Origin of the sequence: Rhodoferax sp. U11-2br (genome assembly GCF_018619435.1) — a bacterium.
Classification (GTDB): Bacteria; Pseudomonadota; Gammaproteobacteria; order Burkholderiales; family Burkholderiaceae_C; genus Rhodoferax.
Window position 1 is genome coordinate 94,510 of sequence record NZ_JAHFZF010000007.1, and the last position, 22,809, is coordinate 117,318.

Below are 22,809 nucleotides of genomic sequence, written 5' to 3' on the forward strand. Positions count from 1 at the left end.
GTCTGGCAAGGACATGACAACAAATAGTCGATCACCTACAGGAGTCTTATTTTGAAAGCTCGCAGAACAACTTTAAAAGCACTGGCCATCGCTTTGACACTGGGTCTGGGCGTTGCAGCACCGTTTGCACAAGCCCAGGACAAGGGTACCGTGGGTATCGCTATGCCCACCAAGAGCTCAACGCGCTGGATCAATGACGGCAATAGCATGGTGGCCGCCTTGCAAGCCAAGGGTTACAAGACTGACCTGCAATATGGTGACGACGACATTCCCAACCAGTTGGCACAGATTGAAAACATGATCACCAAAGGGGTGAAGGTGCTGGTGATTGCTGCGATTGACGGCACAACCTTGTCCAACGCCTTGCAAAAAGCGGCCGACAAAGGCGTCAAAGTTTTGTCTTATGACCGTCTGATTGTGGGCAGCAAGAACGTGGATTACTACGCCACCTTCGACAACTTCCAGGTGGGTGTCCTGCAAGCCCAGTCATTGGAAAAAGCTCTGGGTTTGAAAGAAGGCAAGGGTCCGTTCAACATCGAGCTGTTCGGTGGTTCAGCTGACGACAACAACGCCTACTTCTTCTATGACGGCGCCATGTCCGTGCTGCAACCATACATCGACAAAGGCAAGCTGGTCGTGCAAAGCAAACAAGCGGGCATGAACAAGGTGTCGACCCTGCGCTGGGACGGTGCCACCGCCCAGGCACGCATGGAAAACCTGCTGAGCGCCTATTACGGCAAGGTCAAGTTGAATGCTGTTTTGTCTCCGTATGACGGCATCAGCATCGGGATCTTGTCGGCCCTTAAAGGTGTTGGTTATGGCAGTGGTGGTCAGACCATGCCCTTTGTCAGCGGCCAGGATGCTGAAGTGCCGTCCGTCAAGTCCATCATCCGTGGTGAACAGTACTCCACCGTGTTCAAGGACACCCGTGAGTTGGCCAAGGTTGCGGCAGGTATGGTCGACTCCATGCTGAGCGGCAAGAAAGTCGAGATCAACGATACCAAGACCTACAACAACAAGGTCAAGGTGGTCCCTTCTTACCTGTTGAAACCTGTGAGTGTGGACAAGTCCAATTACAAGGAAATTCTGGTCGGTAGCGGTTACATCAAAGAAGAACAACTCAAGTAGTTGACCAGGCTAGGGTAGAAGGCCCTGTGCAGACAAGCGCAGGGCCTTTTTCATTTTCAGAGGCAATATGGCTGATCCGATTCTTGAAATGCGCGGGATCCACAAGGCGTTCCGCGGCGTACGTGCGTTAAGTGATGTGAATTTAACGGTCCAAGCTGGCCAGATCCACGCCATCGTGGGTGAAAACGGTGCCGGTAAATCAACACTCATGAAAGTTCTCAGTGGGGTGTACCCACACGGCGAATACGAAGGCAACATCCGGTTCCAGAACCAGGACTGCCAGTTCCGCGGCATTGCCGACAGCGAACACCGCGGCATCATCATCATTCACCAGGAGCTCGCACTCGTGCCGCTGCTGTCAATTGCTGAAAACATCTTTCTGGGCAATGAGCCAGCGCGCCACGGCATCATTGACTGGAACCAGGCCTATGTCAAAACACAGGCCTTGTTGGCCAAGGTCGGGCTCAAAGAGTCGCCCAATACCTTGATCACCAACATCGGCGTGGGCAAACAACAGCTGGTTGAAATTGCCAAGGCACTGTCCAAAGAAGTCAAGTTGCTGATCCTGGACGAACCCACAGCGAGCTTGAACGAGACCGACAGTGACGCCCTGCTGGAGCTGCTTTTGGAACTCAAACGCCAGGGTATTTCCTGCATCCTGATCTCGCACAAACTCAATGAAGTATCCAAGGTGGCCGACGCCATCACCATCTTGCGGGATGGCACCACGGTAGCCTCACTGGACGCCCAGGGCACCAAGATCAGCGAAGACCTGGTGATCAAACACATGGTAGGTCGCGAGATGGCGGACCGTTACCCCAAACGCGTGCCGCATATTGGCGACACCGTGTTTGAGATCAAAAACTGGCATGTTCACCATGAAGAACATGCCGACCGCGAAGTCATCAAGGGTGTCAATCTGCATGTGCGCAAAGGCGAAATTGTCGGCATTGCTGGCCTGATGGGTGCCGGGCGCACCGAACTGGCGATGAGTGTGTTTGGCCGCACCTACGGTCGCAACATCACTGGCGAGGTGTTGATGCACGGCAAGCCAATTGACACCAGCACCGTACAAAAGGCCATCAACTCGGGGCTGGCCTACGTCACCGAAGACCGCAAGGGCTACGGACTGGTGCTGGAAGAAACCATCGCCTGGAACACCACACTGGCCAACCTCGAAGCGGTATCCAAACACTCGGTCATCGACGAGGGCGAGGAATACAGCGTGGCCGAGGACTACCGGAAAAAACTCAACATCCGCAGCCCCAATGTGTTTGCCAACACCGTCAACCTGTCGGGTGGCAACCAGCAAAAGGTGGTGCTGAGCAAATGGTTGTTTTCAGACCCGCAAGTGCTGATTCTGGATGAGCCCACGCGTGGCATCGATGTGGGTGCCAAATATGAGATTTACACCATCATTGCGCAGTTAGCCGAGCAAGGAAAATGCGTTCTGATGATCTCATCGGAAATGCCCGAGTTGTTGGGCATGTGTGACCGAATCTGTGTGCTAAACGAGGGCGCTTTTGTGGCGGAATTCACCGCCGCCGAAGCGTCTCAGGAAAAAATTATGCGTTCTATTGTGACCTCAGGAGCAAATTGACATGGCGACCGTCTCTTCAAAAGCCACCCCACCCGCAGCGGCCTCCCCAGGCTTGGGTTTCTTGAAAAACAACCTGCGCGAGTATGGTCTGCTGATGTCGTTGGTGGCCATCATGGGGTTCTTCCAGGTGATGACCAATGGCACCCTCTTCCAGCCCCTGAATCTGACCAACCTGATTCTGCAAAACAGCTACATCATCGTGATGGCCCTGGGCATGTTGCTGGTCATTGTGGCTGGCCACATCGACCTGTCGGTGGGCTCAGTCTGCGGTTTTGTCGGTGCTGTCGCCGCCGTTTTGATGGTGGAATACAACCTCAACTTTGCGCTGACCGCCCTGATCTGCCTGGTGCTTGGTGGCGTGATTGGTGCCGCGCAAGGTTACTGGGTGGCTTTTTACAAAATACCCGCCTTCATCGTGACGCTGGCGGGCATGCTGGTGTTTCGGGGTCTCACCTTGGTGGTCCTGGGTGGCTCGTCAGTCGGCCCTTTTCCACCCGAGTTCCAGTTGCTCAGCACCGGTTTTATTCCAGACCCGTTTGGGGGTGAAAGCCTGAAAGTCCTGTCGCTGGTACTTGGCTTGGCCATGGCCTTGATCTTGTTGTTGTCCAAAGTGAAAGACCGTGCCGCCCGGGCCAAACACGGCATGGACAACGAACCCTACGTCTTTTTTCTGTTCAAGAATCTGGCGTTTGCCGCCATGATTGCCGCCTTCAGCTACCTGCTGTCGTCTTACCGTGGTTTGCCCAATGTGCTGATCGTGATGCTGGTGTTGATGCTGGTCTACGACTTTGTCACCTCCAAGACCACCGTGGGCCGTCGCGTTTATGCTCTCGGTGGCAACGAAAAAGCCGCTCGTCTGTCCGGCATCAACACCGAACGCCTGACCTTCTACACCTTCATCAACATGGGCGTGCTGGCGGCCTTGGCCGGTTTGATTTTTGCCGCTCGGCTCAATACCGCCACCCCCAAAGCAGGCCTCGGCTTTGAGCTGGATGTGATTGCCGCGTGCTTCATCGGTGGCGCCTCTGCGTCGGGTGGTGTTGGCAAGGTATTGGGTGCGGTGATTGGTGCGTTCATCATGGGTGTCATGAACAACGGCATGTCCATCATGGGGATTGGCATCGACTGGCAACAGGTCATCAAAGGCTTGGTCTTGCTGGCGGCGGTGTGTGTCGACGTTTACAACAAGAAAAAATAACCTGATGGCGGACAACACGGTAATGCAACTGTTGGGGCGTCGGCTGCGGCTGGCCGTGATTGGTGGCGGGCCGGGCTCTTTTATCGGAGCCATGCACCGCCAGGCAGCGCGGCTGGATGACCGCTTTGAGCTGGTCGCCTGCGCCCTGTCCTCTGACCCTGAGCGCGCCCGCAGCGCGGGGCTGAGTCTCGGGATGGCGCCAGAGCGCAGTTACCCCAATGGACAAGCCTTGATCGAGACCGAGGCACAGCGCGCTGATGGTGCCGAGGTGGTGGCCATCATGACCCCCAACGACAGCCACTTCGCACTGGCCATATTGGCGCTGGACCACGGCATGGATGTGATCTGCGACAAACCCATGACCAACACGCTGGCCGAGGCACAGGCGCTTCACCAGAAGGTCCAAGACACCGGTCTGGTGTTTTGTCTGACCCACAACTACACCGGGTATCCGATGGTGCGCCAGGCCCGGGCCATGGTGCAGGACGGCCAGCTGGGCGAGATCCGGCTGGTGCAGGTCGAGTATGTCCAAGGGGGTCGCGCCAAGGCGGGACCAGGCCGACGCGCCTGGAAAGACGACCCGGCGCGGGGTGGGCCCTCACTGGTGCTCGCCGACATCGGCACCCACGCCCACAACCTGCTGCGTTTCATGACCCTGCTGGAGGTAGCTCAGGTAGCGGCCGAGGTTGGCAGCATCGTGCCGGATCGCCTGACCCACGACTACGCGGGCGCGATGCTGCGTCTGAACAACGGCGCACGCGGCAGTTTTTGGGTGACCCAGGCCGCAGCAGGCGTAGAAAACGGCTTGCGTATCCGCATCAGCGGCGCCTTAGGTAGTCTGGAGTGGCAACAAGAGCAGCCGCAAGTGCTGCACTTCAAGCCACTGGATGCGCCAGCACAGGTACGTACACCCAACGGTCCCGGCACCCTGCCGCTGGCGGCGCGAGCCTCACGCATCGTGGCCGGGCATCCCGAGGGCTTTCACGAAGCCTTTGCCAACCTGTACACCGACGCGGCCGATACGATCGCCGCGCGCCGCTGTCATCAGGCGGTGGACCCGCTGTCCACACACTTCCCCAACGCCAGTGACGGACTGCAAGGTCTGCGCTTTGTCACCGCCGCGCTGGCGTCCAGCCAGCAACAAGGTACCTGGACAACTGTTGAAGGTACAACTGACCATGTTTGACCCCAGTGACCATTCCCATCGTCGTTACAACCCTCTGACCGGCCAATGGGTGCTCGTCTCGCCACACCGGGCCAAGCGCCCCTGGCAAGGCCAGCAGGAGTCACCGGATCGCAGTGAGCGACCCAGCCATGACCCGCAGTGTTATTTGTGTGCCGGCAACCTGCGGGTGACTGGCGAGCGCAACCCTGACTACCAGCACACCTTCGTTTTCACCAACGATTTTGCAGCAATGATGGCGGACACACCCGAAGCGGCACCGCCGACGGACGATCTGTTCCAGATCCAGAGCGCCCGCGGTACCAGCCGGGTGATCTGCTTCTCGCCAGACCACAGCCTGTCCTTGCCGGAGTTGTCCTTGCCGGCCATTGGCCAGGTCATCCAAACCTGGATCTCCGAGACCAAAGAGCTGGCTCAAACCTACCCAGGCATCCAGATCTTCGAGAACAAGGGCGCCATGATGGGCTGCTCCAACCCGCACCCACATGGCCAGATCTGGGCCACCAGTTACATCCCCAGCGAAGTGCATCAGGAAGACCTGCACCAGCGTGCCTACTTCAACCAACATCAGCGCCCCCTGCTGCTCGACTATGCCGAACGCGAGGCGGCCAGTGGTGAACGTGTGGTCGTCCAGACGACGCACTGGCTGGCGGTGGTGCCGTTCTGGGCCACCTGGCCTTTTGAGATTTTGCTGCTGCCACGCTTTACCGTGCAGCGCATCACCCAGCTTGACGCGACGCAGCAGGCCGATCTGGCGCTGGCGCTGAAAAAGCTGACCAGCCGTTACGACAACCTGTTCGAGTGTTCCTTCCCTTACTCGATGGGCTGGCACGGCGCCCCATATGACAGTCGCGGCACCGAAGGCTGGCAGTTGCATGCCCATTTTTACCCCCCCTTGCTGCGCTCAGCCAGTGTGCGCAAGTTCATGGTGGGGTTTGAGATGCTGGCCGAAGCGCAGCGTGACCTCACGCCAGAACAGGCTGCCGAGCGCCTGCGCGCGGTCTCTGACCTGCATTACCGCGAGGCATCCACATGTCCCAAGCCTTGAAACACGTCGCGACACAAGCCTTTGAAGCGAGCTTTGGCAGCCCACCTCAACACTGGGTGCAGGCCCCCGGCCGGGTCAACCTGATTGGTGAACACACCGACTACAACGACGGTTTTGTCCTGCCCTGCGCCATCAACTTTGGCACGCTAATCGCCGCCAGAGCACGCACCGACGCCATCGTGCGGGTGGTAGCTGCTGACTACGGCGGCGAAGTCGACAGCTTCCGCCTTGACCAGCCCATCCTGCCTTTGGCTGAGGGCGCTTGGCCCAATTACGTACGAGGTGTCGTCAAGTACCTCCTGGAAACAGGCTTGCCGCTGCAAGGTGCCGATTTGGCACTCGCTGGCAATGTGCCGCAGGGTGCTGGCTTGTCGTCCTCGGCATCGCTGGAGGTTTCGGTGGCTCAGGCTTTCAAAACCCTGCAGGGGTTCAGCGAGCTCAGTCCCACCGACATGGCCTTGATTGCCCAACGGGCCGAAAACCGGTTTGTTGGCTGCAACTGCGGCATCATGGACCAACTGGTATCAGCACGCGGGGAAGCCGGTAGCGCCCTGCTGATCGACTGCCGCTCACTTGCCACACAGGCGGTGCCGATGCCTGCTGATGTGGCGGTGATGATTGTGCATTCCCGGGTGCGCCGCGGGCTGGTTGGCAGTGAGTACAACACCCGGCGCCTGCAGTGTGAAGCGGCGGCCAAACACTACGGCGTCAAGGCCTTGCGTGATCTGGACCTGGCCCGGCTGGAGGCTGAGGCGGGGGATTTGGATGCGATCGTGCTGCGCCGTGCCCGGCACATCGTCACCGAAAACCAGCGCACGCTCGACGCCGCAGTGGCTTTGGCTGCCGGTGATTTACGCCAGATGGGGCAACTCATGGCGGCCTCCCATGTCTCGATGCGTGACGACTTTGAAATCACTGCGCCCGCGGTCGACCAGTTGGTGGACATCCTGCAAACCGCCATTGGCCCGGTCGGTGGCGCCCGCATGACTGGCGGCGGATTTGGCGGCTGCGCGGTGGCATTGATGCCATCAAGCCAGGTCGAAGCGGTCCGCCAAGCCGTGGCTGAGCAATACCGATCACCCACTGGCGAAGCGGGTACCGTCTACGTCTGCCAGGCCTCACAAGGTGCGGGTTCCCTGAGCTGAGCCCCTACAACGGCCCGCTCCCTGCGGGTCTGCGGCATGTATTTATTGGTATCAATAGTCTCCTAATCTCTATTGGATCAATATGCCCCCCATGGCTATCATGCGCTCACTCTTTGGCCTTTGACCGGTTGCGCATGCCGCTGATCCCAGGCCAAAGAGCTGTTTTTCTGTGACCGGACACCCTGGCCCGCACACTGTGTGGCCGGGTCTGTGTCCCTTCACGGTTCATGCATGTTTCAATTCCTGGATGTTTTATGAGCTCTTATGCATTGGGTCTGGATTACGGCAGTGATTCGGTCAGGGCGCTGTTGGTGAATGCGCAAACCGGCGAAGAAGTGGCGAGTGCCGTGGTGTACTACCCACGCTGGAGCCAAGGCCTGTTTTGCGCGCCCGCCAAAGACCAGTTTCGCCAGCACCCGCTGGACTACACCGACAGTTTGGTGGAAGCCGTGCAGGCCCTGTGGCAAAAAGCCCCGGCGGGTGCTGCCCAGCAAGTGGTGGGCCTGAGTTTTGACACCACCGGCTCGACCCCAATCGCCTTGAACCGCGACGGTGTGGCGCTGTCCTTGCTGCCTGAATTTGCCACAAATCCCAACGCGATGTTTGTCCTGTGGAAGGACCACACCGCCGTCAAAGAGGCCCAACAGATCACTGCAGCCGCTAACCATGCACCGGAAAACTACCTGAAGTTTGAGGGTGGCATTTACTCCTCGGAGTGGTACTGGGCCAAAGCCTTGCACGTGATGCGCGCCGACCCGGCGGTGGCCAAGGCCGCTTATATGTGGGTCGAACACTGCGACTGGATATCGGCTGTCCTGACCGGCACCACCCACCCCGACACCTTGCGCATGGGGCGCTGCGCTACCGGGCACAAACTGATGTGGCATGCCAGCTGGGGGGGTTACCCACCCGATGCCTTCTTTGCCGGTATCGACCCGCTGCTGAGCGGTCTGCGTGACCGGCTACCGGTCGAGACCTTCACCGCTGACCAATTGTGCGGCCGACTCACCGCAGAATGGGCTGAGAAACTGGGCCTGCCCGTGGGCACAGCGGTCGGGTTTGGCGCTTTTGATTGCCACATGGGGGCCGTTGCAGCCAATGTCAAACCGGGTGTGTTGACCAAAATCATGGGCACCTCCACCTGTGACATCACCGTGGCCAGCTACGCCGACATCGGCGACAAATCGGTGCGCGGCATCTGTGGCCAAGTGGACGGCTCGGTGATGCCCGGCCTGGTGGGGCTGGAGGCGGGTCAGTCCGCCTTTGGCGACCTGTATGCATGGTTCCGCAACCTGGTCAACTGGCCCACAACCAACTTGCTGCAGCGCAGCAGCTTGATCGACGAGGCCACCAAACACCAGCTGATCCAGGAGATTGAAGACCACACCTTGGCGGCACTGGGGGTGGAGGCCGCCAAACTCGCGGTCGGAGAAACCGGTATCACCGCGCTGGATTGGGTCAATGGCCGACGCACGCCCGATGCCGACCAGACCGTGGCCATGGCCCTCACCGGCCTGAAGATGGGCAGCCAGGCGCCGCAGGTGTTTCGTGCGCTGGTGGAAGCCACCGCCTTTGGGGCCCGCGCCATCATCGAGCGCTTCAAGGAAGAAGGTATTGCGATCAACGCCGTGGTGGTGATTGGCGGCATTTCCAAGAAGTCGGACTTTGTCATGCAGGTCTGCGCCGATGTCTGGAACTGCCCGATCGACGTGTTGGAGAGTGAACAGAGCTGCGCCTTGGGTGCAGCCATCTTTGCCGCCACTGTGGGGGGGGTACACGCCAATGTGGCCAGCGCCCAGGCGGTGATGGCATCACCGGTCTGCAAAACCTACGTACCCAATGCCGAAGCCGCTTTGGCCTATGAACCGCTCTACGCCCAGTACCAACAACTGGGCGCTTATGTCAACGAAGGAAAGCCATGAGTTACACCGAACTCAAACGCGCGGCCTATGAGGCCAATATGGAGCTGGATCGGCGCAAGCTGGTGGTCTACAACTTTGGCAATGTGTCGGAAATCGACCGTGCCAAAGGGGTCATTGCCATCAAACCCAGCGGTGTGCCGTATGCCGACCTGACACCAGATGACATGGTGATTGTGGACCTCGACAACACCGTGGTGGAGGGCAAACTCAAACCCTCGTCCGACACCCGCACCCATACTTATTTGTACCGGCACTTTGCCAGCATTGGCGGAGTGACTCACACCCACTCCACCTTTGCCACGGCCTGGGCGCAGACCCAGCGGCCTATCCCCTGCTTTGGCACCACCCATGCCGACTTTGTTTACGGCGACATCCCCTGCACCGCATTGATCACAGACGCCCAGATTGCGCGCGACTACGAAGAAGAAACCGGTGTGCAGATCACCGACTGCTTCGCTGGCCGAAGCCCGGACGAGGCACCCATGGTCATCGTCGCCGGTCACGGCCCTTTCACCTGGGGCAAAGACGCCGCCAAAGCGGTTTACAACGCGGTGATTCTGGAAGAAGTGGCGCACATGGCCTACCTGACCCAGACCCTGCGCCCGGACATCAGGTCCTTGAAGCAAACCATCATCGACAAACACTTCTTGCGCAAACACGGCAAGAACGCTTATTACGGTCAAGCCCAGTAAATACCTGGACTATTAGCTATTTTTTGAGGAGCATTCCATGAAAGTTTTCGATACCAAAGAAGTCTGGCTGATCACCGGCTCACAACATTTGTACGGCCCAGGTGTGTTGGCCCAGGTGGCAGAGAACAGCCAGACCATTGCCAGCAGCCTGAGTGCCTCCGAGGCCATCTCGATCAAGGTCGTGGCCAAAGACACGGTGGTGTCCCCCTCCGACATCCTGGCGGTCTGCCAGGCCGCCAACAGCGCGCCCAACTGCGTCGGTGTGATCCTGTGGATGCACACCTTCTCGCCAGCCAAGATGTGGATTGCGGGCCTGAAGGCGCTGCGCAAACCCTATATGCATCTGCACACCCAGTTCAACGCCGAACTGCCGTTTGCCGACATCAACATGCATTTCATGAACCTGAACCAGAGTGCCCACGGTGACCGCGAGTTCGGCCACATCAGCACCCGCCTGCGCCAAGACCGCAAGGTGGTGGTGGGGCATTGGGCCGACCCACGTGTGCAGGCCGACATCGACAGCTGGTGCCGCGTGGCCATGGGCTGGTTTGAGAGCCAGAACCTGAAGGTCGCGCGTTTTGGCGACAACATGCGTCAGGTCGCGGTGACCGAAGGCGACAAGGTCTCGGCGCAGATCCAGTTTGGGTATGAGGTACATGCGTTTGGCCTGGGTGACCTGCAGGACGCCGTGGCCACCATCACCGATGCACAAGTGGCCCAGCAAATCGAGATCTACAAGGCGGACTACGAGGTGTCGCCCACCCTGCTGGCCGATGCCCACCAGTTTGAGATGTTGCAGAACGAAGCCCGCCTGGAACTGGGCCTGCACAAGTTCCTGACCGAGGGCGGCTTCGGTGCTTTCACCAATTGTTTTGAAAACCTGACCGGCACCACCAACCTGCCCGGCCTGGCGACCCAGCGCCTGATGAGCCAGGGTTTTGGCTACGGTGGTGAAGGTGACTGGAAAACAGCCGCCATGGTGCGCATCGCCAAGGTCATGTCCAAGGGCCGCCCTGGTGGCACCTCGTTCATGGAGGACTACACCTACAACTTCGGTGCTGTCGGCCAAGTGCTGGGCGCCCATATGCTTGAAGTTTGCCCGTCGATTGCCGCCGCCAAGCCCAAGCTGGAAGTGCATTTGCACACCATCGGCTGCCGCAAGGACATCGCACGCCTGCTGTTTACCGGCAAAGCGGGCCCGGCAATCAACATCTCGGTGATCGACATGGGCACGCGTTTTCGCATGATCATCAACGAGGTCGACACCGTGACCCCGGCACAAGAGTTGCCCAACTTGCCGGTGGCCAAAGCCCTGTGGCAACCCCGCCCGAACTTGGCAGTGGCAGCAGCGGCCTGGATCCATGCCGGCGGCGCCCACCACAGCGCCTACACCCAGGGCATCACCGCCGACGAGGCGGTGGATCTGGCCGAGATGGCCGGCATTGAAGCGGTAGTGATCGGTGCCGACACCACGGTGCGCGGCATCAAGACCGAGCTGCGTCACAATGGGGCTTATTACCACCTGAACCAGGGACTCTGACAACAAAGGTTTCTGCCTATAGCCCTTATGTATGATGATTATGTAGCTCTCATTTTTGATATGGATGGCACACTGGTCGACAGCGGCCAGTTGCACGAGTTCAGCTGGAGAGCCACACTCAACACCTACCACATTCCCATTGACGGTCCGCTGATGCGCTCCTTGGCCGGTGTTCCGACCAAGGAGACGTTGGCATTCCTGATCGAGAAGTTTGACTGCACGGTCTCGGCCAGCCTGGACGAGATGAACGAGTTCAAGGAACAGTGTGTGCGTGACAACGTGCAGCGCTTTGTCAAACCAACGGCGCTGTTCGACCTGGTGAAACACTACCACGGCAAAAAACCCATGGCCATTGGCACCGGCGCCAACACCGCCGAGGCGCTGCTGGTGTTGCAGCAGTGTGGCATGGACACCTACCTGAACGCAGTGGTGGGTGCAGATCAGGTCCAACACCCCAAACCAGCCCCCGACACCTTCTTACGCTGCGCCGAACTGCTGGGTGTGGCCCCCGGCCAGTGTGTGGTGTTTGAAGACGCCCAACTGGGCCTGCAAGCCGCCACCAGCGCCGGTATGGCCGCCGTGGACGTGTTCCTGACCCACCACATCTACAACGACTATTTTTGAGCTGACGGGCGCGCTTGCTGATCTGTCAGTGGGTCATGCGCCCATAAAAAAACCCGCCGGGTTTCCCTGGCGGGTTTTTTGGTTTCTAAACCTCAGCTGGTTTACACCAGCGTGGGATTAGAAGCGGTGTTGCACGCCAACAGCAAACACGTCTGTCTTGGTGTCAGCCGCAGTCACGTTGTCGGTCTTGGCATGACGGTAGCCACCGTACACGAAGGTGCGTTTGGACAGGTCGTACTTGGCACCCAAGGCATAACCAGTGCGCTCTGCATCACCCGCTTTTGCGTTGTCGTCCGACTTGGCGATGCTGCCAGACAATGTCAGAGCAGAAGAGACGGGGAAGTCCACACCAATTTGGTATTCAGAAGTGTCTGCACCATTGACGTTGCCAACATTGTCGACAGCACCGTAAGAAGCCTTGAGCGTGGCCACACCAAAGTTGTAAGAAGCGCCCAGGCGGGTGTACTTCAGATCAGCAGAGGTAGCGGTAGCATTAACAATGTCTTGAACTTGGTAACCAAATTGCACAGCCAAAGGACCAGCAGCATAAGTCAGGTTCATGCTGGTGGTAGAGGTTGCGCTGGTGGAGGCAGTCTTGTCTTCACCCAGGCTGTAGCTGATAGCGCCGCTGAAACCACCAAAAGTGGGAGCTTGGTAGAACAGGGTGTTGTTGGGGCGAACAGTGTAGCCCGTGCTGAGGAACACATCCTTTGTGGCAGACAATGCGGAGTCAAAAACGGCATTCGAGGCACCATTGATGTCATCAAACGGAGTTGGTGTACGACCCAATTTGACAGCACCAAAATCACCAGACAAACCAACCCAAGATTGACGAGAGAAAGCAGCAGCAGTGTCAACGCCAGCAATGCTTGTTGTGCCACCCTTGCCGCTGTCCATATCAAAACCTTGTTCCAACTGGAAGTTGGCCTTCAGACCACCACCCAGATCTTCAGAACCCTTCAGGCCCCAACGAGAACCATTGACACCACCACTGTCCAACTTGGTTTGTGTCAAGCTAGAGGTGCCATTGTTGGTCTTGACAGTACCAAACCAGACGTCAGCAATACCGTAGATAGTCACAGAGGATTGGGCCATAGCGGCGCCGGAAGCTGCCAGAACGGCCAGCGCGATCAACGATTTTTTCATTTCAAATTTCTCCAAGGTTAAACGGAGGGATCCAGACGCAAAGTCTCAGAACCCCGGGCCAACCTCCTTGTTCAGGAAGTTAAAGCCTATTGAAACAGAGGAAAGTGACAGTTGCAGCGAATGGCACCGCAAATACGCGCAAATTTGGTGCATCCGTGGTGTCTTTGCAACACATCGAAAAAGCAGGTGGTGTGTATGCCTACGACATGCTCCGCCAGACCGTCCAATATCTAGCCCAGCGCACTTGCAAGGTGCCACACAGACCAAATTGACTTCTCCAACCATTTCCCGTCGCACTGGAGCACCCATAAAAAAACCCCACTCGGTTACCCAAGTGGGGTGATTGTTTTAGTCTTTTACTGACTTAGGTCAGCATCAGATTAGAACGTGTGCTTGAGGCCAACAGCAAACAGGCTGTGTTTTGTGTCAGCAGCGCTTTGGTTTGTTTTCTTGTCGGACTCATAACCACCGTACACGGTGGTGCGTTTGGACAAGGAGTAAGCAGCACCAACACCGTAACCTTTGCGAGTGGCTTCGTAGACACCAGCGGGGTTGCTGTCATCCGACTTGGCGTAGCTGGCAGACAGAGTCAAAGCAGAGCTCACAGGGAAGTCGGCACCAATTTGGTACTCAGAAGCGTCCCGGTCGACGGCGTTACCAACGTTGCTGACCTTGCCGTAGTTGGCATAGAGCTTGGCTACGCCCAAGTCATAGGTACCGCCCAAACGGGTGAACTTTTGATCGTTGGCAGTTTTGCCATCTTCAACTTGGTAACCCAGTTGCAAAGCCAGAGGGCCAGCACCGTAGGTCACGTTGAAAGCGGTAATAGATGTTGCATCAGTACCTGCGGGGGTACCTTTGTTTTCACCCAAACTGTAGCTCACGGCACCAGCAAAACCACCGAAAGATGGTGTTGCGTAGTAGATGGTGTTTGCAGGATTGGAGTTGTAGTTTGATGTGCTAATGAACACTTTGTTCATTGGCGACAAGGCCGAGTCAAACACGGCGTCAGATGAACCTTGCACATCGTCATAGGCAGTCCACACTTTACCCAGTTTGACTTCACCAAAGCCACCAGACAAACCAACATAGGATTGGCGAGAGAATGCTTGCGCAACACCAGGTTGCGAATCATTTGTACCAGCGGCACCAGAATCAATGGAAAAACCTTGTTCCAACAGGAAATTGGCTTTCAAACCGCCGCCCAGATCTTCAGTACCCTTGATGCCCCAACGACTACCGCTCACGCCACCAGAACCAACTTTGCTGTCGCGGACATCGCCGGTCTTTTCAGAACCAACCCACACGTCAGCAATACCGTAAACGGTCACGGTAGATTGAGCCATTGCGGCGCCGGAAGCAGCGAGCACTGCCAAAGCAATCAGACTTTTTTTCATGAGTAAAACTCCAAAAAATTAACAAAACATTTGAAAGCTGTCATTGAGCTTGTTCAAACGGGTGGATGAAACATCCCGCGTTTGATTTGACCACTGTCTCTGCAAATAACGCCAGCACAGCCATGTTTCATTTTTGTTTCACAGGTAAAGAGGGCGAGTTTGTCGCGCGATAGCAACAAACTCCACCCCGGGGGTTTCCCTGCCAGACAATGCTGCCCGACCGAGCGTTTGTCCGCTATGTATCAGTGATGTCCCCCCAACCGGCTGGCTGAGCTTGCAGGCGTGACAGGGAAAACCCCTGCCATGGCGATCGCCAAATGCGTGCAACATTCGGCCAAACAGCACGACCGTTCTTTTTTTATTCAAACCATCGCACAGGTCCTCTGGCGTTGACACTTGGGTTGAATGGACAACAGCGCCCTATCAGGATGCAGAAGTGTTTGGGCTGTTTTAGTAGACGCTTTTTACAAACCATTATTCAGAGGAAACAACATGGCCACTCCATCCAAAATGAAACTGATCCCGGCACTGATCCTGGGCCTGTTTGCCAACTATGCGTCGGCCTCAGGCTTTCAATTGATTGAACAAAATGCGAGCGGCCTAGGCAATGCCTATGCGGGTTCAGCTGCCATTGCCGACAACGCCAGCACCATTTTTTACAACCCAGCCGGTATGACGCAGCTCAAAGACCGTGAGTTTTCGACGGGGCTGGCGGCAGTGGGTACCAGTTTCAAATTCACAAACAATGGCTCGAGCACCGGGCTGTTGAATAGTGCGGGTGATGGTGGTGATGGTGGTGGCTGGGGCTTTGTGCCCAATGCCTACATGTCCTGGGCCCTAAACAAGGATCTGTATGTGGGAGTGGGCATGGGAGCCCCGTTTGGCATGAAAACCGAATACGCCAATCCCTGGGTGGGCGCTGCCCAGGCCACCATGTTTGATGTCAAGACCTACAACATCAACCCGTCTGTCGCCTATCGGGTAAATGACCAAGTATCACTGGGTGCGGGAGTGAGCTGGCAGCGTTTGACGGCCGATTACACCCGACAAGTTGCAGTAAACACTACGACCAATGTGAACTCTCCTTTGGCTCTTGACCTGCAGGGTGATGCCTGGGGATGGAATGTAGGGGCGTTGTTCACCGTTTCTCCTGAGACAAAGATTGGTGTGTCCTACCGCTCCGCGACCAGTTATGACCTGACCGGCAACATCAACGTCACAGGGCCAAGCGCCATCACCAACGCAACTTTGTCCAGCGGTGCCCATGCCAGCTTGAAGCTGCCCGACATGTTTATCCTGAGCGGCACCCATCAGCTCAACAACAAGTGGCAGCTACTGGGTGATGTCTCCTGGACAGGCTGGAGCAGCATTCCCAAAATTGACATTTACCGGTCATCAGGCACGCTGGCGCAGACACTTGACACCGAATTCCGCGACACTTGGCGCGTGGCCGTGGGGGCCAATTACCAGTACAGCGCAGATGTCAAGCTGAAGTACGGCATTGCTTATGACGAAACGCCGGTCAAATCGGCCGCCTATCGCTTGGTGTCTTTGCCAGACAACAACCGCCTGTGGCTGTCGACAGGCGCCCAATGGACCCCCAGCAAAGGTTCCGTGTTTGATTTTGGTGTGACCTATCTGTACTTGAAAGATTCAGAGATCAATAACAACCAGGCTGCACTGGGTCGAGGCACAGTGAAGGGCAGCTACGCCGCCAGCGCATGGATTCTGGGCGTGCAATATTCACACGCCTTCTGATCTGCGTTGCAGCGTCAACTCAAAAGAAGCCCCTTCGGGGGCTTTTTTCTTGCTATGTGGTGAACCGTTTGCACAGAGAAGAAGCACCTTGAGGGTGTATGGCAACATTCAGCGACCATCACCCTACAATTTGCCACCCACCAAACCCACCCCACACCCACTCTGGACTGCCCACCATGATCGACCGTTTTCTCATTGCCGCTGACTCTGCTTTGCGCACGGTGTTTGCGTCCCATGCGGCGGCGCAACCCTGCCCCACCCTGCCGGGTGAAGTGACCCAGCTGTCTGAGCAGGAGAAGAAGGAGTCCGGTGCGCTGATGCGGGTCAACCACGTCGGCGAGGTCTGCGCCCAGGCGCTCTACACGGCGCAGGCATTTGCTACCAAAGATGCAGCTTTGCGCGCCCATTTCATAGAGGCTGGCGCCGAGGAAACCAACCATCTGGCGTGGACCGAACAGCGCCTGAAAGAACTGGGCGAGCACACTTCGCTGTTGAACCCGCTCTGGTACGCCGGGGCCTTTGGCATCGGGCTGATTGCGGGCAAGCTCGGTGACGCGGTGAGCCTGGGCTTTGTGGTGGAGACCGAAAACCAGGTCGAAGCCCACCTGGAAGGCCACATGAGCCGTCTGTCGGCTGGCGACCACGCCTCACGCGCCATCGTCGCGCAGATGATCGACGACGAAGCGCGCCACGCCTACAACGCGATGGAACTGGGCGCCATGACGCTGCCCGCGCCGGTCAAGGGGCTGATGAAAGCCGCGGCCAAGGTGATGACCACGGTGGCGCACCGGGTTTAGTCCGCCCCAAGGGCTGAATCAGACTTCCAGCACCTCAAAACTGGTGCTGATCTGCGCCGTTTTACCCAGCATCACGCTGGCTGAGCAGTATTTCTCGTGACTCAGGGCGATGGCCCGCTCCACCGCAGCGGCGGTCAGCCGCTTGCCAGACACGATGAAATGCATGTTGATGCGAGTGAACACCTTGGGCTCGGTCTCGGCGCGCTCGGCAGATAACTTGACGCTGCAACCGCTCACCTCGTGGCGGCCACGTTTCAAGATCAGCACCACGTCATAAGCGGTACAACCACCGGTACCCGCCAGCAGCAGCTCCATCGGGCGCGCGGCCAGGTTCTGGCCGCCATTCTCAGGTTTGGCGGCATCGGGCGCGCCATCCATCACCAGCGTGTGGCCGCTGCCGGTTTCGGCCACAAAACCCATGTTGGAGCGGGTGTTTAACGCGCCGGTCCAGCTGACTGTACATTCCATGTTTGATCCTATCTATGTGCTCCGCGCGGGGTAAAAATTCACGCCACTACAATAGCCGAAAATACCCCGCGCGGAGTAAATCTTTGCGCTCATTCACTTTGAAAGTGTAGCCCGATGCCCACCTCTTCTGCCGCACAGTCCCTGAGCCCACAAGACTATCTGAAAAAAATACTTACCGCCCGCGTGTACGACGTGGCCATCGAGACTGCGCTGGAGCCCGCCCGCAACCTGAGCAGACGGCTGCACAACACGGTGTTGCTCAAACGCGAAGACCAGCAGCCCGTGCGCAGCTTCAAACTGCGCGGCGCCTACAACAAGATGGCGCACCTGACAGCAGAGCAACTCAACAAGGGGGTGATCTGCGCCTCCGCAGGCAACCACGCCCAAGGTGTGGCCTTGAGCGCCAGCAAACTCGGCGCCCGTGCGGTCATCGTCATGCCCACCACCACACCGCAGGTCAAGGTGGATGCGGTGCGTGGTTTTGGTGGTGAGGTGGTGTTATTTGGCGAGAGTTATTCAGACGCCTACAAACATTCGCTGGAGCTGCAGACCAAGGAAGGGCTCACCTTTGTGCACCCGTTTGACGACCCCGATGTGATTGCTGGCCAAGGCACGGTGGCCATGGAGATGCTGCGCCAGGTTCAGACCCTGGTGGCCGACAAGGCCGCCAAATCGGGCCAAAAGTCCAGCCACATCGCGGGGCCCCGGCTGGACGCGGTGTTTGTTGCCATTGGCGGCGGCGGGCTGGTGGCGGGTGTGGCCAACTACATCAAGGCGGTGGACCCGCGCATCAAGGTCATTGGGGTGCAAATGAACGACTCGGACGCCATGATCCAGTCGGTGGCCGCCAAACAGCGGGTGACGCTGCCCGATGTGGGTTTGTTCTCGGACGGCACCGCGGTCAAGCTGGTGGGGGAAGAAACCTTCCGCATCACCAGCAACCTGGTCGACGACTTCGTTACCGTAGACACCGACGCGGTGTGTGCCGCCATCAAGGACATTTTTGTCGACACCCGCAGCATCGTCGAGCCGGCCGGCGCGCTGGCGGTGGCGGCCATCAAGCAGTACGTGGCCCAACACAAGACAAAAGGGGAAACCTACGCGGCCATCCTGTGTGGCGCCAACATGAACTTTGACCGCCTGCGGTTTGTCGCCGAACGCGCCGAAGTGGGTGAAGAGCGCGAAGCCCTGTTTGCGGTGACCATCCCCGAAGAGCGCGGCAGTTTCAGGCGTTTTTGTGAACTCATTGGTGACCTGCCCGCTTTTGGCGGCACCAAAACCACGCGCAATGTGACCGAGTTCAACTACCGCATCAGCGATGCCAACAAGGCCCATGTGTTTGTCGGCCTGACTACCACCAGCAAAGGTGAATCGGCCAAGATCACCGCCCATCTGGGCAAACACCATTTCACCGCGCTGGACCTGACCCATGACGAATTGGCCAAGGAGCACATCCGCTACATGGTGGGCGGGCACTCGGCGCTGGCGCAAAACGAACGGCTGCTGCGTTTTGTGATCCCCGAGCGGCCCGGCGCGCTGCTGAAGTTTTTGAGCCAGATGCGCCCAGGGTGGAACATCAGCCTGTTCCATTACCGCAACCAAGGCGCGGACTATGGCCGTATTCTGGTCGGCCTGCAGGTGCCCGCAGCAGATGATGCCGAGTTCGCAGCCTTCCTGAGCACACTGGGCTACCCCTGTGTGGAAGAAACCGGCAACCCGGCGTACCAGATGTTCCTGCAACAATAAGCCCATACCAGCCCTCACCCTTGCCGAAGGGTGGCAGGGCGGGCACAACGCAGACTAAGGGGGTTCTCATGCCAATGACACTGGACGGCAAGTTGGTGGTGGCCATCAGCAGCCGCGCGTTGTTTGACTTTGAGGAAGAAAACCTGGTCTTTGAGCAGAGTGATGACCGGGCCTACATGGACTTGCAGTTGCAGCGGCTTGACCTACCCGCCAAGCCGGGTGTGGCGTTTTCGCTGGTCAAGAAGTTGCTGGCGTTCAACCACGTGGCAGCATCCGCGCCCCTGACCGATCCCCTCCTGGGCGAGCCGACTGAAGCACCCATCACCCCACCCAACCGGCCGGTCGAGGTGGTGATCCTCTCGCGCAACGACCCGGTCTCGGGCATGCGGGTGTTTCGTTCTGCCCAGCACTATGGCTTGACGATTGAGCGCGGCAGTTTCACCCGTGGCCAGGCACCTTGGCGTTACCTGAAACCCTTGCACGCCAACCTGTTTCTGAGCACCCACCTGAGCGACGTGCGTGCGGCACTGGCCGCAGGTGTACCGGCAGCCCAGGTCTACCCCAACTCGGTCCACGCCAGTGACGCCCATCCGTCGGAAGTGCGGATTGCCTTTGACGGCGATGCGGTGTTATTCAGCGACGAGGCCGAGCGGATTTACCAGGCGCAAGGGCTGCAGGCCTTCCAGCGCCATGAAATTGAAAAGGTTGGACAACCTTTACCCGATGGACCCTTTAAACCTCTGCTTGTTGCACTACAAAACTTGCAGCGGGTTGGCACCCCGCAGATGCGCATCCGCACCGCGCTGGTGACCGCGCGCAGCGCCCCGGCGCATGAGCGCGCCATCCGCACCCTGATGAACTGGAACATCGAGGTGGACGAGGCCATGTTTCTGGGAGGGCTGGCCAAGGGCGAGTTCCTGCGCGAGTTTGAGCCCGACTTTTTCTTTGACGACCAGACCGGCCACATCGAATCCGCCGCGCAACATGTGCCATCCGGCCATGTGGCCAGTGGTGTGGCCAATTGACCAACAGCGCGCCGGGCAAGGAGCCTACGGGTAGCATCGCGGCCTGCCCCGCCGGAACTGCCCCATGACACTCGCTGACAAACTCGCTGCTTTCAAAACCTTCACGACCCAAGCCTGGGCACTGACCCGGCCGTACTTTGCCTCCGACCAGAAGTGGAAAGCGCGCGCGCTGCTGGCGGCCATCGTGCTGCTGAACCTGTCCCTGGTCTACATGGCGGTGTTGTTCAACGACTGGTACAAGGTGTTTTACGACGCCTTGCAAGAGAAAAACGCCAGCGTGTTCTGGGCGCAGATGACACGTTTTGCCTGGTTGGCCTTTGCCTTCATCGTCCTGGCGGTCTACAAGTTTTACCTGACGCAGTTGCTGGTGCTGCGCTGGCGCGCCTGGATGACCAACCACTACCTGACACGCTGGTTGTCCAACCAAGCCTTCTACAAAATGGAGCTGCTGCGCTTTGCCGCTGCGCCCAACACAACGGGCCACAACCCGGACAACCCGGACCAGCGTATCCAGGACGACATCAACCAGTTCACCAATGACAGCATCGCTCTGAGCATGGGGCTGCTCAACGCGGTGGTCACCCTGGCTAGTTTTGTGGGCATCTTGTGGGGGCTGTCGGGCAACTTCGCCTTCACCCTGGGTGGCCAGACCTTTGACATCCCCGGTTTCATGGTCTGGATGGCGCTGCTGTACTGCCTGGTCGGCAGTGTCATCACGCACTACCTGGGCCGCCCGCAGATCCAGCTGAACTTTGAGCAGCAACGCCGCGAGGCCGACTTCCGCCACCACATGGTGCGGGTGCGTGAGTACAGCGAGGCGATTGCGCTGGACCGTGGCGAAGGGGTGGAACGCAGCCAACTCGAGCGCCGTTTTGGCCTGGTGCTGGGCAACTACCTGACCCTGATCCGGGCGCAAAAGCGGCTGGTCTGGTTCACCAGCTTTTTTGGCCAGGCGGCGGTGGTGTTTCCGTTTGTGGTGGCGGCGCCGCGTTTTTTCAGCGGGGCCATCCAATTGGGCGAGCTGGTGCAGATCTCCAGCGCCTTTGGGCAGGTGCAAAACGCGTTGAGCTGGTTTGTGGACAACTACAGCAGCTTGGCTGCCTGGCGCGCCACCACCAACCGCCTGACCAGCTTTGAAGCCTCTTTTCAGACGCTAGCCCTTTCTAGTAAAGGGCTGGTAGCTACAGATTCAGAAGTATTGAGCAGCCGCAACCTACATCTGGCACTGCCCAACGGCAGCGTGTTGCTGGACCAGGCCCAGCTGCAGGCGCAGCCAGGCGACAGCATCCTGCTCAGCGGGCCATCGGGCGCAGGCAAGTCCACACTGTTTCGGGCCTTGGCGGGTATCTGGCCGTTTGCCAGCGGCCACTTGAGCCGCCCGCCAGACAGCATGTTCCTGCCACAACGGCCTTATTTCCCGAACGGCCCGCTGCGCGAGGCACTGGCCTACCCACAAGAAGCCAGCCGGTTCAGTGATGACGAGCTGACCAGCGCCTTGCACCGCGCACTGTTGCCTGAACTGAGTACCCGGCTCGACGAGGTCGGCGCCTGGAGCCAAACCCTCTCGGGTGGAGAACAACAACGCCTGGCCGTGGCGCGGGTGCTGCTCAAAAAACCTCGCTGGCTGTTTGCCGACGAGGCCACCGGCGCACTCGACGAGGCCAGCGAGAGTTTGATCTACAAAACGCTTCTATCCCAAATACAACAAGGGCAAGGAGCTATTATTTCAATAGCTCACAAACCCACTGTGGGCAGTTTCCATACAAGCCGTTGGGTACTGGAAGCACTGCCGCCGGGTGATGTGGCCAGCCACCGCCTGCGCGCTGAGGCGGCTCCAGCTTGACAGCGGCTTGGGGACGGGCCAGTTTGCACCCGGCCCAATCGCTCAGGTCTGGGTTTTGTTGGCCTTGTTGATCTTGGTCGGTGAAAAGCTGTAGACCTCGGTCGAGATCACACCCGGGGCCACGGTGGCAGCGGCTTTGGCCGGGTCAATCTGGTTCTTGACCTGCTCTTGCACCTGCACCGCGCTGGCGCTGGCCTGCCACAGCGACTTGATCTGGTCCAGCAGCACCTTGGACAGCGGTTCGGGCGGCGGCTCCTGCGTTTTTTCTGGCGCCGGGCGCTTGATGGTCCAGTCCTTGGGCACCGCGTCATCCAGTTTTTGTCGCGCCGGGTCGGACACGCTGCTGTAGACGCCCTCGCCCGCATTGGGCTTGTCACCGGTGTTGATTTTGTTGATCACACTGGGCTGCACCTCGGTAGGGGCTTCCACCTTCTGCGGCGGGTTCACCGGCACCACGGGCACCACCCGCCCGGTTGCCAATGCAGCGGCTTCAGCGGCAACAGGCCGCACGCTCTGGATTCGGTCAATGGATGGTTGGCTCATGATGTG

Annotated in this window: 19 protein-coding genes; 15 read left to right on the forward strand and 4 right to left on the reverse strand. The window is 58.5% G+C overall.

The features are described from left to right. Positions 1-51: 51 nt before the first annotated feature. The 10 genes from chvE to KKO72_RS06795 all read left to right on the forward strand — a co-directional run bounded on the left by chvE (position 52) and on the right by KKO72_RS06795 (position 12,080). On the forward strand, positions 52-1,128 hold the full coding sequence (gene chvE, locus KKO72_RS06750) for a multiple monosaccharide ABC transporter substrate-binding protein (RefSeq protein WP_371736833.1): 1,077 nt from the start codon (positions 52-54) through the stop codon (positions 1,126-1,128). Between the two features lie 67 nt (positions 1,129-1,195). Beyond that, positions 1,196-2,728 (forward strand): multiple monosaccharide ABC transporter ATP-binding protein, encoded by a 1,533-nt coding sequence (gene mmsA, locus KKO72_RS06755; RefSeq protein ID WP_214936725.1) that lies wholly within the window; start codon positions 1,196-1,198, stop codon positions 2,726-2,728. 1 nt (position 2,729) lies between these two features. Continuing rightward, the gene (gene mmsB, locus KKO72_RS06760; RefSeq protein ID WP_214936727.1) at positions 2,730-3,926 is read left to right on the forward strand and encodes a multiple monosaccharide ABC transporter permease; all 1,197 of its coding nucleotides are present in this window, start codon (positions 2,730-2,732) and stop codon (positions 3,924-3,926) included. A 22-nt stretch (positions 3,927-3,948) separates the two neighbouring features. Then, positions 3,949-5,112, forward strand: a complete 1,164-nt coding sequence (locus tag KKO72_RS06765; RefSeq protein WP_251140495.1) for a Gfo/Idh/MocA family protein — start codon at positions 3,949-3,951, stop codon at positions 5,110-5,112. Beyond that, positions 5,105-6,157, forward strand: a complete 1,053-nt coding sequence (locus tag KKO72_RS06770; protein ID WP_214936731.1) for a UDP-glucose--hexose-1-phosphate uridylyltransferase — start codon at positions 5,105-5,107, stop codon at positions 6,155-6,157. The genes KKO72_RS06765 and KKO72_RS06770 overlap by 8 nt, the downstream gene beginning before the upstream one ends. Further along, entirely contained in the window at positions 6,142-7,302 is a 1,161-nt protein-coding gene (galK, locus tag KKO72_RS06775; RefSeq protein ID WP_214936733.1) for a galactokinase, read from the forward strand. The genes KKO72_RS06770 and galK overlap by 16 nt, the downstream gene beginning before the upstream one ends. A 254-nt stretch (positions 7,303-7,556) precedes the next feature. Next, positions 7,557-9,224 carry a ribulokinase gene (locus KKO72_RS06780; protein ID WP_214936735.1) on the forward strand — a complete coding sequence of 556 codons (1,668 nt, stop codon included), beginning with the start codon at positions 7,557-7,559 and terminating at the stop codon, positions 9,222-9,224. Beyond that, complete coding sequence (locus KKO72_RS06785; protein WP_214936737.1) at positions 9,221-9,916, forward strand: L-ribulose-5-phosphate 4-epimerase; 696 nt, start codon at positions 9,221-9,223, stop codon at positions 9,914-9,916. The genes KKO72_RS06780 and KKO72_RS06785 overlap by 4 nt, the downstream gene beginning before the upstream one ends. A gap of 37 nt (positions 9,917-9,953) precedes the next feature. Further along, complete coding sequence (araA, locus tag KKO72_RS06790; RefSeq protein WP_214936739.1) at positions 9,954-11,456, forward strand: L-arabinose isomerase; 1,503 nt, start codon at positions 9,954-9,956, stop codon at positions 11,454-11,456. Positions 11,457-11,483: 27 nt separating this feature from the next. Next, positions 11,484-12,080 carry a beta-phosphoglucomutase family hydrolase gene (locus KKO72_RS06795; RefSeq protein WP_256445071.1) on the forward strand — a complete coding sequence of 199 codons (597 nt, stop codon included), beginning with the start codon at positions 11,484-11,486 and terminating at the stop codon, positions 12,078-12,080. A gap of 117 nt (positions 12,081-12,197) precedes the next feature. Here the strand turns inward: KKO72_RS06795 and KKO72_RS06800 are convergent, their stop codons facing one another. Both KKO72_RS06800 and KKO72_RS06805 read right to left on the reverse strand, forming a co-directional pair. Further along, complete coding sequence (locus tag KKO72_RS06800) at positions 12,198-13,241, reverse strand: porin (protein ID WP_251140496.1); 1,044 nt, start codon at positions 13,239-13,241, stop codon at positions 12,198-12,200. A gap of 365 nt (positions 13,242-13,606) precedes the next feature. After that, positions 13,607-14,623: a porin gene (locus KKO72_RS06805; RefSeq protein ID WP_214936743.1), complete on the reverse strand. Its 1,017-nt coding sequence runs from the start codon at positions 14,621-14,623 to the stop codon at positions 13,607-13,609. Positions 14,624-15,115: 492 nt separating this feature from the next. Here KKO72_RS06805 and KKO72_RS06810 point away from each other — a divergent pair, with 492 nt between their 5' ends. Beyond that, entirely contained in the window at positions 15,116-16,381 is a 1,266-nt protein-coding gene (locus KKO72_RS06810; protein ID WP_251140497.1) for an OmpP1/FadL family transporter, read from the forward strand. Positions 16,382-16,548: 167 nt separating this feature from the next. Then, positions 16,549-17,178 (forward strand): 2-polyprenyl-3-methyl-6-methoxy-1,4-benzoquinone monooxygenase, encoded by a 630-nt coding sequence (coq7, locus tag KKO72_RS06815; RefSeq protein ID WP_214936834.1) that lies wholly within the window; start codon positions 16,549-16,551, stop codon positions 17,176-17,178. A gap of 18 nt (positions 17,179-17,196) precedes the next feature. Here the strand turns inward: coq7 and KKO72_RS06820 are convergent, their stop codons facing one another. Continuing rightward, entirely contained in the window at positions 17,197-17,646 is a 450-nt protein-coding gene (locus KKO72_RS06820) for an OsmC family protein (RefSeq protein ID WP_214936745.1), read from the reverse strand. A 114-nt stretch (positions 17,647-17,760) separates the two neighbouring features. On the opposite strand from KKO72_RS06820, the gene ilvA reads away from it, so the two are divergent. The 3 genes from ilvA to KKO72_RS06835 all read left to right on the forward strand — a co-directional run bounded on the left by ilvA (position 17,761) and on the right by KKO72_RS06835 (position 22,260). Further along, entirely contained in the window at positions 17,761-19,392 is a 1,632-nt protein-coding gene (gene ilvA, locus KKO72_RS06825) for a threonine ammonia-lyase, biosynthetic (protein WP_214936748.1), read from the forward strand. Positions 19,393-19,460: 68 nt separating this feature from the next. Then, entirely contained in the window at positions 19,461-20,417 is a 957-nt protein-coding gene (locus KKO72_RS06830) for a 5'-nucleotidase (protein WP_214936750.1), read from the forward strand. Positions 20,418-20,481: 64 nt separating this feature from the next. Continuing rightward, positions 20,482-22,260, forward strand: coding sequence for an ABC transporter ATP-binding protein/permease (locus KKO72_RS06835; protein ID WP_214936752.1), 1,779 nt, complete (start codon positions 20,482-20,484; stop codon positions 22,258-22,260). Between the two features lie 42 nt (positions 22,261-22,302). On the opposite strand, the gene KKO72_RS06840 is transcribed toward KKO72_RS06835, so the two are convergent. Further along, positions 22,303-22,803 carry a hypothetical protein gene (locus KKO72_RS06840; RefSeq protein WP_214936754.1) on the reverse strand — a complete coding sequence of 167 codons (501 nt, stop codon included), beginning with the start codon at positions 22,801-22,803 and terminating at the stop codon, positions 22,303-22,305. Between the last annotated feature and the right edge of the window lie 6 nt (positions 22,804-22,809).